Genomic DNA, 8366 nt, shown 5'->3' with positions numbered 1-8366 from the left:
GTATATGTGCCCGCACGCCCGCCGGCGGCGTTTTGGCGGCGGGGCGGGGCCGCGCGCCGGTGCCGTGCGCCCCCTCCGACCTCCCTCTTCTCCCTATTCTCGGCAGAAGGGGCGCACGGGGCGCACCCCCGCGAGAGGATTGTCAGTGGCTCCCGGTAGCGTTTTGGTGAAAACGAGGAGCGGGCGGGCATCGGCGGAAAAAGACCATGTGGGGTCAGCTGCTGCGGCACGCCCCGGAAAATGCCGTATCCGCTGGAGGCCGAGGCGAGGCGGCATGGAGCGTCGGAGACAAGGAAGGACGGCGAACTGCCGTGTATCGCTGGGAAATCACCCGGGCCGCACTGGCGCAGCGTGTTTTCGCCATCGTCCGTAGCCGGACCTATGACGAGGCCAGCGCCACTGCCGACACCCTGCTGTCCGCGGGCATCACCAGCCTGGAGATATCCCTCACCACCCCTTTCGCCCTGGAAGCGGTCACCACGCTCACCCGCGAGCTGGGGGACGACGCGGTCATCGGCGCCGGCACGGTCCTTGACGCGGTATCGGCCCGGATGGCGGTCGACGCGGGTGCCCGGTTCCTGGTCTCGCCGAGCCTGGACGCCGAGGTCATCCGTACCGGCCACCGCTATGGCGTCCCGGTCTTCCCCGGGGTCTCGACGCCGACCGAGATGGTCCGCGGGCTGGAGCTCGGGGCGGACGCGCTCAAGCTGTTCCCCGCCTCGGGACACGACCCGGCCTGGCTGACGGAGGTCCGTGCCGCGCTGCCGCAGGTGCCGCTGCTGCCGACGGGCGGGGTGACGGTCGACAGTGCGCCGGAGTGGATCGCCGCGGGCGCCGTCGCCGTCGGCATGGGTGCCGCGCTCTCCGACGGCGATCGTGACACCGTTGCCAAGCGCGCCGCCGATCTCCTCACCCGCCTGGAGGAGGCCGCCCCGGACCGTCCGGCGTTCCACGGCGCCGCGGACTTCTGAGCGGACCGACGGCGGGCGCGGGGGCGGTAGGAGGGCGGACGGCTCGTCGGCGCGCGGCAGCCCTGGCCCCCTGAGCGGACCGAGGGCGCGCATGCCGTACGAGGACTGACGGCGCGTGGGTGCGCCGCCGCCCCGGCCCCTTGAGCGGACCGAGGGCGCGCATGCCGTACGAGGACTGACGGCGCGTCGGTGCGCCGCCGCCCCGGCCCCTCCGGCCGTCCCGCGGGCCGGTCGGGGGGTTCACCCGGGCCCCGGGCTCTGCCACTCTGAGCGCTTCGATCATGCGACCGAGTCGCCGCGTACCGGAGTCACAGGAGCCCCCATGAAGCGCGCCGCCACGCTCTCCGCCCTCGCCTGTCTGCTCGCCGTCACCGCCGCCGCCCCGGCGGCCTCGGACACCCCCGCCGCCGTACGAGGAGCCACCGCCGCCGCCGGGAAGGCGTCGGCCCTCGATGCCGTCCCCCGGCGCGGGGTGCTGCGCGTCTGCACCACGGGCGACTACCGCCCCTTCACGCACCGCGACCCCGCGACCGGCAAATACAGCGGGGTGGACATCAAGATGGCCGGGGATCTCGCCAAGAGCCTCGATGCCACCCCGCGTTACGTGGCCACGACCTGGGCCCGGCTCGTCGGCGATCTGGCGGCCGGCCGCTGTGACATCGCCATGGGCGGTGTCTCGGTCACCCTTCCGCGGGCCCGCGCGGTGTACTTCAGCGAACCCACCCGCACCGACGGCAAGACGCCGCTCGTGCGCTGCACGGACAAGGACAAGTACCGGACCCTGGCGCAGATCGACCGGCCCGGCACGCGCGTCATCGTCAACCCGGGCGGCACCAACGAGGAGTTCGCCCGTGCCCATATCCACCGCGCGACCCTCACGGTCCATCCGGACAACACCACGATCTTCGACGAGATCATCGCGGGCCGCGCCGATGTGATGATGACCGACGCCGCAGAGACCCGCTATCAGGCCAAGATCCACCCCGAACTCTGCTCGCTCCACCCGGACAAGCCCTTCACCTTCTCCGAGAAGGCATACGCCCTGCCCCGCGGCGACGACGAGTTCAAGGCGTATGTGGACCAGTGGGTTCACTTGGCCACGCACGACGGGACGTACCGGAAGTACGAGGACGCCTGGATGAAGTGAGGAAGTAGCGAGGCGGAGGCGGCCGCGTGCCGTTGTGGAGGGTCGGCTCTCCTGTCGGGTCGGGTCTACGGATGCCGGGCGAGAGGCACAGGCGAGAGGCCCCAGCACGGGTTCGTGCACGGCGGGGTGTTGTCGTACGCCGCCGACAACACCCTCACCTTCGCCGCGGCCACGGCCCTGGGCCCGGCCATCGTCACCGGCGGCTTCTCCATCCAGTACGTGCGCCCGGCGCGCGGCCGGACGCTGCGGGCCCGCGCCCAGGTCGTCCAGGCCGGGCGCCGGCAGGCCGTGTGCCGCTGCGAGCTGACCGTGCTCGACGGGGAGGGGGCGGAGACCGTGTGCGCGGTGGCGCAGGGGGCCGCCATGCCGCTCAACGGGCCCACGGGCGGCGGCGCCGAGGCGTAGGGAGGGCCGGCCGTTGGAGGCCGGCAGCTCAGTCGCTGCCGGTGCCGCCCGCCGACGGCCGGTGGCCGAGGACATTGACGACCCGGCCGTTCGGGTCCCGGACGAAGAACCGGCGGACGCCCCACTCCTCGTCCTGGAGCGGCCGTACGATCGGCGCGCCGGCGGCCAGAACGGCGGCGTAGGCCGCGTCCACGTCGTCGACCTCGATGCTCATGTCGGGGGTGACGGGGGCGGTCTCGTCGTGGGTCATGAAGATGAGCTGGGCGGTGGGGTTGGCGGGGGAGGCGAGGGTCATGACCCAGCCCAGGTTCATGACCTCCTCGAACCCCAGCAGGCCGTAGAACGTGCGGCTTCCGTCCAGGTCGTCGGAGTGGATGTCGGGGACGACGCGGCGAATGGGCATGAGGGCTCCTCCGGGACGTGCGGGTGGTCGGGGCGCGGGCGGGGCCGCCCGGCCCGGTGTGCGGTCACGGCTGTCCTCGGCCCAGTATTCCGGCGTACGGACGGCCTGTACGGGCGACCGCACGCGCCGCGCCCCGTTTCCCGGCCGGGCGGGCGGCGGAAGGCCCACGTGGTCCGTCTTGTCCGGACAATGTGACCTCCGGACTTCCCGTCATCTGCCGGGGCGGATACGCTCGCGAGCGTGGGGAAACGCGAGACAGAACAAGCCCTGGGCGCCGACGGCCCCGTCCAGTTCAGCGTGGACCGGAGCAGTCCGGTCCCGTTGTATTTCCAGCTGTCCCAGCAGCTGGAGGCCGCGATCGAGCACGGGAAGCTGGCACCCGGCAGCCTGCTCGGCAATGAGATCGAACTGGCCGGCCGGCTCGGCCTGTCCCGGCCGACGGTGCGGCAGGCGATCCAGTCGCTGGTCGACAAGGGCCTGCTGGTGCGCCGCCGCGGTATCGGCACCCAGGTCGTCCACAGTCAGGTCAAACGCCCGCTGGAGCTGAGCAGCCTCTACGACGACCTGGAGGCGGCCGGGCAGAAGCCGGCCACCCGGGTGCTGCTCAACACCACCACCGAGGCCGACGCCGAGGTCGCCGCCGCGCTGGGGATCGCCGAGGGGGCGGAGGTCGCGCTGGTCGAGCGGCTGCGGCTGGCCCACGGCGAGCCCGTGGCGCATCTGCGGAACCACCTCCCCGCCGGGCTGATCGAGCTGAAGACCGCCGAGTTGGAGGAGACCGGCCTGTACCGCCTGATGCGGTCGGCCGGGATCACCCTGCACAGCGCCCGGCAGGCCGTCGGGGCCCGCGCCGCGACCGTGGAGGAGGGTGAGCGGCTCGACGAGCCCGAGGGCGCCCCGCTGCTCACGATGCAGCGGACGACCTTCGACGACACCGGGCGCGCGGTCGAATTCGGCTCGCACGTCTACCGCGCTTCTCGTTACGCCTTCGAGTTCCAGCTGCTGGTACGGCCCTGAGCGGAGCGGGCTCTGCCCCCGCCGGCCCCCGGACCGGTCACCCGGGTCCGCCTATCGTTCCCCTGTCCGTCCCCTCCCCCGAGCACGGTCAGGCACGCCGTATTGCCCGAAATGTCCCGCTCTATACGCCCCGCGCGACCCGCATTCGTCAGAATGTTCTGACAAACCATTGACGTGGCTCCGCGCGCGCCGTTACAAACTCCTCCAGCCGCATTCCGGCGGCCGGGAGAAAAGGCGGTCCCACGATGATCGGCGTGCGTACGACTGGCCCCCTCACTGTCCGCAGTGTCGCGCTGCGCAGCGCAGCCGCTTTACTGGCGACCGCTGCGCTCGCCACCGGGTGCGGCGCCGCCGGCGACCCCGATGCCGCCGGCAAGGACGCCGGTACCCCGCGCATGACCATCGGCATGGTCAGCCACTCCGGCGACGGCGACACCTTCTGGGACATCGTGCAGAACGGCGCCCAGCAGGCCGCCGCCAAGGACAAGGTGAAGTTCCTGTACGCGCACGACAAGGAAGGCGCCCAGCAGGCCGCGCTGATCCAGTCGTACATCGATCAGAAGGTGGACGGGCTGATCGTCACCCTCGCCAAGCCGCACGCCGTCAAGGCGGCCGTCCGCAAGGCCGTGGCGCGGGGCATCCCCGTCATCACCGTCAATTCCGGTGGCGAGTTCTCCGCGGCGTACGGGGCACTCACCCACATCGGGCAGGACGAGTCGGTGGCCGGCCGCGCGGTCGGCGCCGAGCTGAACGAGCGGAAGGCGAAGAAGGTGCTCTGCGTCATCCACGAGCAGGGCAATGTGTCGCTGGAGGACCGCTGCGCCGGCGTCCGCAAGGGCTTCCGCGGAACGGTCGAGAACCTCGATGTGGACGGCACCAACGCGCCGAACTCACAGTCCTCGATCGAGGCCAAGCTCCAGTCCGACCCGTCCATCGACGCCATCGTCACGCTCGGTGCGCCGATGGCGGCGATCTCGCTCAAGGCCAAGGAGGAGGCCGGCAGCCGGGCGCAGATCGCGACCTTCGACCTGAACTCCGCCGTCGTCAAGCTGCTCAAGGCCAAGGACCTCACCTTCGCCGTCGACCAGCAGCCCTACCTCCAGGGCTACGAGGCGGTGGATCTGCTCTGGCTCCACAAGGCCAACGCCGATGTGCTCGGCGGCGGCAAGCCGGTGCTCACCGGGCCCGCCCTGGTCACCGAGAAGGACGTACCCCAGCTCACCGAATACACCGGGCGAGGCACCCGGTGACGCCCCACGGAAGACGGGACCCCATGAACCGGGACAGATCACCGGTCACGGATACTTGGCCGGTCGGTCCCGGCCGGCAGGTACCGGTGGACCACACCACACAGCGGCCGGCCGGACCGGCCGGACAGCGAATACGACCAACGCAGCCGACACGGCAAGATCAGCGGGAAGGGCGAGTCCTCGTGGCACGGGTTCGGAGAAGGGGACGCGTCATCGGCGCCGTGCTGGCGGCGGCGCTGGGCGCCTCCCTGGCGGGATGCAGCAGCACCGGAGGTCTGCGCGCCGAGCAGGAGCGGGCCGCCAAGGCCGCCGGCGGCAAGGCCGCGGTGAACACCCCCAGGTGGACGTTCGCGATGGTCACCCACTCGGGAGACGGCGACACCTTCTGGGACATCGTGCAGAACGGCGCCCAGCAGGCCGCCGTCAAGGACAACATCAAGTTCGTCTACGGGCACGACAAGGAGGCCCAGCGGCAGAGCCAGCTGGTGCAGTCCTACATCGACCAGAAGGTCGACGGGCTGATCGTCTCGCTGGCCAAGCCCAACGCCATGAAGGACGTCGTCGCCAAGGCCGAGAAGGCCGGCATCCCGGTGATCACGGTGAACTCCGGCGCCGAGGAGTCCAAGGCGTTCGGGGCGCTCAGCCACATCGGGCAGGACGAGACGGTGGCCGGCGAGGCGGTCGGCGAGGAGCTGAACAAGCGCGGCCGCAAGAAGGCCCTGTGCATCCTGCACGAGCAGGGCAATGTCGGCCATGAGCAGCGCTGTGACGGTGCCAAGAAGACCTTCAAGGGCGATCTCCAGAAGCTGTACGTCGAGGGCACCAACATGCCCGATGTGCAGTCCTCGATCGAGTCCAAGCTCCAGTCGGACAGCGCCCTCGACGCCGTCGTCACGCTCGGCGCGCCCTTCGCCGCCACGGCCGTCAAGGCCAAGGAGCAGGCCGGCAGCAAGGCCGAGATCGACACCTTCGACCTCAACGCCCAGGTCGCGACCGGTCTGAAGGACGGCACCCTCGGCTTCGCCGTCGACCAGCAGCCCTACCTCCAGGGCTACGAGGCCGTCGACCTGCTGTGGCTCTACAAGTACAACTCCGACGTCCTCGGCGGCGGCAAGCCGGTGCTCACCGGGCCCCAGGTGATCACCAAGAAGGACGCCGCCGCACTGGAGGACTACACGAAGCGGGGGACCCGATGAGCCACGCGGACGCACCACCACTTCAGCCGGCCGGTCCGGCCAAGAGCGGCGACGAACGGCTGCTGCACCGCTCCCTCGCCCGGCGGCTGATGGGCCGCCCCGAACTGGGCTCCGTCGTCGGTGCCGCCGCGGTCTTCGTCTTCTTCTCGATCGTGGCCGAGCCGTTCCTGCGGGCCGCCAGCCTCTCCACCGTGCTCTACGCGTCATCGACGATCGGCATCATGGCCGTGCCGGTGGCGCTGCTGATGATCGGCGGGGAATTCGATCTGTCGGCCGGTGTCATGGTCGTCAGCTCGGCGCTGATCTCGTCGATGTTCAGCTACCAGATGACCGCCAACACCTGGGTGGGCGTGGGGGTGTCGCTGCTGGTCACCCTCGCCATCGGGGCCTTCAACGGCCTGCTGCTGACCCGTACGAAACTGCCCAGCTTCATCATCACGCTCGGCACCTTCTTCATGCTGACCGGCCTCAACCTCGGCTTCACCAAGCTGATCAGCGGCACCGTCTCGACGAAGACCATCGCCGACATGGAGGGCTTCGGCTCGGCCCGTACGCTCTTCGCCTCGCATCTGACCCTGGGCAGCGTGGACATCCAGGTCACCATCCTGTGGTGGCTGGCGCTGGTCGCGGTCGCCACCTGGATCCTGCTGCGCACCCGCGTCGGCAACTGGATCTTCGCGGTGGGCGGTAACGCCGACGCCGCACGGGCCGTGGGTGTCCCGGTCACCAAGACCAAGATCGGCCTCTACATGGGCGTCGCCTTCGCCGCCTGGGTCTCCGGCCAGCATCTGCTGTTCTCGTACGACGCGATCCAGTCCGGCGACGGCGTCGGCAACGAGTTCCTCTACATCATCGCCGCGGCGGTCGGCGGCTGTCTGATGACCGGCGGCTTCGGCTCGGCGATCGGCGCGGCCGTCGGCGCCTTCATCTTCGGCATGGCCAGCAAGGGCATCGTCTACGCGCAGTGGAATCCGGACTGGTACAAGTTCTTCCTCGGCGCGATGCTGCTGCTCGCCACGCTCCTGAACGCATGGGTCCGCAAGCGGGCGGAGGAAAAGGCATGACAGCGCTGGTCGAGCTGACCGACGTCAGCAAGTACTACGGGAACGTCCGGGCCCTGGAAGGCGTCTCGCTGGAGGTGCACGCGGGAGAGATCTCCTGTGTGCTCGGCGACAACGGCGCCGGAAAGTCCACCCTCATCAAGATCATCGCAGGGCTGCACCGGCACGACGCCGGCTCCTTCACCATCGACGGGGAGGAGGCCACCCTCGCCTCCCCGCGCGAGGCCCTGGACCGCGGCATCGCCACCGTCTACCAGGACCTCGCGGTGGTCCCCCTCATGCCGGTGTGGCGGAACTTCTTCCTCGGTTCGGAGCCGACCACCGGCGCCGGACCGTTCAAGCGGCTCGATGTCCGCACGATGCGCGAGACCACCCGCAGTGAGCTGCTGCGGATGGGCATCGACCTGCGCGATGTCGACCAGCCCATCGGCACCCTCTCGGGCGGCGAGCGGCAGTGCGTCGCCATCGCCCGCGCCGTCTACTTCGGCGCCAAGGTCCTCGTCCTGGACGAGCCGACCGCGGCGCTCGGCGTCAAGCAGTCCGGCGTCGTCCTCAAGTACGTCGCGGCCGCCCGGGACGCCGGGCTCGGCGTGGTGTTGATCACCCATAATCCGCATCACGCCTATCTCGTCGGCGACCGCTTCGTGCTGCTCAAGCGGGGCACGATGGCCGGCAGCCACGCCAAATCGGAGATCGCCCTGGAGGAGCTGACCCGCCAAATGGCGGGCGGCAGCGAGCTGGAACAGCTCAGTCATGAGCTGGCCCGCACCGCGACACCGGAATTCCCCGGCGGTCACCGGCCCGAGTGATCTTCACCGCGCCCCGCGCAGGCCCCCGGGCCGCGCGGGGCGCGTCACTCTCCGTCGCGGTGCGCGGAACGGTGCGGGTGATGCACAATCGCAGCGAACCAGCACAT

8 protein-coding genes and 1 pseudogene are annotated in these 8366 nt (G+C 70.5%); 8 read left to right on the top strand and 1 reads right to left on the bottom strand.

Annotated elements, in window-relative coordinates; genetic code table 11:
• Positions 1 to 311 precede the first annotated feature (311 nt).
• From ACFWJW_RS21445 to ACFWJW_RS21435, 3 genes and pseudogenes are all read left to right on the top strand, one after another.
• A complete protein-coding gene (locus ACFWJW_RS21445) occupies positions 312 to 971 on the top strand; it encodes a bifunctional 4-hydroxy-2-oxoglutarate aldolase/2-dehydro-3-deoxy-phosphogluconate aldolase (RefSeq protein WP_387243541.1) in 660 nt (219 codons plus the stop codon).
• Positions 972 to 1293: 322 nt separating this feature from the next.
• On the top strand, positions 1294 to 2118 hold the full coding sequence (locus ACFWJW_RS21440) for a transporter substrate-binding domain-containing protein (RefSeq protein ID WP_387243538.1): 825 nt from the start codon (positions 1294 to 1296) through the stop codon (positions 2116 to 2118).
• 102 nt (positions 2119 to 2220) lie between these two features.
• A pseudogene (locus tag ACFWJW_RS21435) lies at positions 2221 to 2523 on the top strand (PaaI family thioesterase); the annotation flags it as partial.
• A gap of 28 nt (positions 2524 to 2551) precedes the next feature.
• On the opposite strand, the gene ACFWJW_RS21430 reads toward ACFWJW_RS21435, so the two are convergent.
• The gene (locus ACFWJW_RS21430) at positions 2552 to 2926 is read right to left on the bottom strand and encodes a VOC family protein (protein ID WP_387243535.1); all 375 of its coding nucleotides are present in this window, start codon (positions 2924 to 2926) and stop codon (positions 2552 to 2554) included.
• 240 nt (positions 2927 to 3166) lie between these two features.
• Here ACFWJW_RS21430 and ACFWJW_RS21425 point away from each other — a divergent pair, with 240 nt between their 5' ends.
• The 5 genes from ACFWJW_RS21425 to ACFWJW_RS21405 all read left to right on the top strand — a co-directional run bounded on the left by ACFWJW_RS21425 (position 3167) and on the right by ACFWJW_RS21405 (position 8259).
• On the top strand, positions 3167 to 3943 hold the full coding sequence (locus ACFWJW_RS21425; protein ID WP_387243532.1) for a GntR family transcriptional regulator: 777 nt from the start codon (positions 3167 to 3169) through the stop codon (positions 3941 to 3943).
• A gap of 245 nt (positions 3944 to 4188) precedes the next feature.
• Complete coding sequence (locus ACFWJW_RS21420; RefSeq protein WP_387243529.1) at positions 4189 to 5193, top strand: sugar ABC transporter substrate-binding protein; 1005 nt, start codon at positions 4189 to 4191, stop codon at positions 5191 to 5193.
• Positions 5194 to 5405: 212 nt separating this feature from the next.
• Positions 5406 to 6389 carry a sugar ABC transporter substrate-binding protein gene (locus tag ACFWJW_RS21415; protein WP_387243559.1) on the top strand — a complete coding sequence of 328 codons (984 nt, stop codon included), beginning with the start codon at positions 5406 to 5408 and terminating at the stop codon, positions 6387 to 6389.
• Positions 6386 to 7453 (top strand): ABC transporter permease, encoded by a 1068-nt coding sequence (locus tag ACFWJW_RS21410; protein ID WP_387243526.1) that lies wholly within the window; start codon positions 6386 to 6388, stop codon positions 7451 to 7453. Before ACFWJW_RS21415 ends, ACFWJW_RS21410 begins: the two co-directional genes overlap by 4 nt.
• Positions 7450 to 8259 (top strand): ATP-binding cassette domain-containing protein, encoded by an 810-nt coding sequence (locus ACFWJW_RS21405; protein WP_042159105.1) that lies wholly within the window; start codon positions 7450 to 7452, stop codon positions 8257 to 8259. The genes ACFWJW_RS21410 and ACFWJW_RS21405 overlap by 4 nt, the downstream gene beginning before the upstream one ends.
• The last annotated feature ends 107 nt before the right edge of the window (positions 8260 to 8366 follow it).

It is taken from the genome of Streptomyces sp. NPDC127097, assembly GCF_042724075.1.
Lineage (GTDB): Bacteria > Actinomycetota > Actinomycetes > Streptomycetales > Streptomycetaceae > Streptomyces.
The sequence above is the reverse complement of the archived record's forward strand: the minus strand, read 5'-3'. Positions and strand labels throughout refer to the sequence as shown.

Bases quoted from the DNA above. Each gene is read 5' to 3' on its own strand.
- ACFWJW_RS21410 (WP_387243526.1), top strand. From the start codon at position 6,386: ATGAGCCACGCGGACGCACCACCACTTCAGCCGGCCGGTCCGGCCAAG.
- ACFWJW_RS21405 (WP_042159105.1), top strand. From the start codon at position 7,450: ATGACAGCGCTGGTCGAGCTGACCGACGTCAGCAAGTACTACGGGAAC.
- ACFWJW_RS21430 (WP_387243535.1), bottom strand. From the start codon at position 2,926: ATGCCCATTCGCCGCGTCGTCCCCGACATCCACTCCGACGACCTGGAC.
- ACFWJW_RS21420 (WP_387243529.1), top strand. From the start codon at position 4,189: ATGATCGGCGTGCGTACGACTGGCCCCCTCACTGTCCGCAGTGTCGCG.
- ACFWJW_RS21440 (WP_387243538.1), top strand. From the start codon at position 1,294: ATGAAGCGCGCCGCCACGCTCTCCGCCCTCGCCTGTCTGCTCGCCGTC.